The organism is Pseudorhodobacter sp., assembly GCF_030452865.1.
Classification (GTDB): Bacteria; Pseudomonadota; Alphaproteobacteria; order Rhodobacterales; family Rhodobacteraceae; genus Pseudorhodobacter.
Map to the genome: position 1 here is coordinate 1 of NZ_JAKDLJ010000572.1, position 1689 is coordinate 1689.

Below are 1689 nucleotides of genomic sequence, written 5' to 3' on the forward strand. Positions count from 1 at the left end.
GCGGGGGAACAGTCCAGCCGCAACTGGGGCTGGATCCGGCAACAGAACCGCGACCCTGACGAGTTGCCGATCATGATCGAAAGTCTGGCGCTGTGGCATGAATTGGTTGCGGAACTGGGCGAGGGCCTGGGCTTTCATCAGGGCGGTGTGGTCTATGCCGCCAATTCGCCAAAGGATATGGCCGATTATGAGGCATGGCTGCCGCATGCACAGGCGCATGGTCTGGAGACCCGGCTTTTGAGTCGGGCAGAGATTGGCGATATGTTGGGAAGCGGGATCTGGTGCGGCGGCATGGTCACCGCGTCAGACGCGCGGGCAGAACCGTTTACAGCGGTGCCGCTGATCGCCAAGGCGCTGGCCCAAAAAGGCTGCGTGATTCGCGAAGGCTGCGCCGTGCGCGGGTTGGATGTGGCGGCCGGTCGTGTGACAGGGGTGATTACCGAAGCCGGGCGGGTGGCGTGTGATGCCGTGGTTTTGGCGGGCGGGGCGTGGTCGTCGCTGTTTTTGCGCAACCATGATGTGACAATCCCGCAGCTTTCGGTTCTGGCCTCGGTTGCCGCAACCGAACCGATGCCTGATATCTTCGTGGGCAATGTCTCGGACAATAATTTCGCCTATCGCAGACGGGTTGATGGCGGCTATACCATCGCACCGGGGGCGGAGCATGATTTCTTCATCGGCCCCGATGCGTTTCGCAGCTTCGCCAAATATCTCCCTGTTCTGAAACAGGATTTCCGGTCAACGCATTTCCGCCTGGCGGCCCCCGATGGCTACCCCGACGCTTGGCGTACCGCCCGTCACTGGGATGCCGGGGCGCAAAGCCCGTTTGAGGTGATGCGCATCCTCAACCCTACCCCGAACGCCAGAACGCTTGCCAAAGTGCAGGATGATTTTGCAGCCGCCTTCCCGCATCTCGGCCGCCCGAGACTGCGCAGCACCTGGGCCGGGATGATCGACACTATGCCCGATGTCGTGCCGATTGTGGACGCCGCACCGTTGGATGGCTTGGTGATTGCCACGGGGATGTGCGGCCATGGCTTTGGTATCGGCCCCGGCTTTGGTCGGGTTGTCGCCGATCTGGTGATGGGCAGGGCAGTGGGGCACGACCTTTCGCGGTTCCGCTTTGGGCGTTTTACGGATGGGTCAAAGATTCGCCCGTCGGGTGCGCTCTGACACTTGCAGCAAGCGCCCGATTGGATCACCCTGTAGGTATCCCGTGATCTGGAGGAGGCCATCATGCCCGTAAAAAACCGCTTTGCCGAAATGCTGCCTGAACTCACCGCGATCCGTCGCGATTTCCACGAAAATCCGGAATTGCTGTTCGAAGTGCATCGCACCGCGTCGAAAGTCGCCGATCTTCTGCGCGAATGGGGCTGTGACGAGGTGGTCGAAGGCGTTGGCCGGACCGGCGTTGTCGGGGTGATTCATGGCAAAACCGACAAGGCGGGCAAGGTCGTTGGTCTGCGCGCCGATATGGACGCGCTGCCGATCAATGAGGCGACGGGATTGGACTATGCCTCCAAAACCCCCGGCAAGATGCACGCCTGCGGCCATGATGGTCATACGACGATGCTGCTCGGCGCCGCGAAATATCTGTGCGAGACGCGCAATTTCGACGGCAAAGCCGTGGTAATTTTCCAACCTGCCGAAGAAGGCGGCGGAGGTGGCGAAGGGAATTGCGGGCAAGGT

The 1689-nt window shown here is 61.3% G+C and carries 2 protein-coding genes; both read left to right on the plus strand.

The genetic code is table 11. The features are described from left to right. Positions 1 to 1173, plus strand: a 1173-nt coding sequence (locus L0H65_RS19530) for an FAD-binding oxidoreductase (protein WP_301460847.1), incomplete at its 5' end; no start/stop codon positions are given. A 63-nt stretch (positions 1174 to 1236) separates the two neighbouring features. Continuing rightward, a partial coding sequence (locus tag L0H65_RS19535) for a M20/M25/M40 family metallo-hydrolase (RefSeq protein WP_301460848.1) occupies positions 1237 to 1689 on the plus strand: 453 nt, incomplete at its 3' end.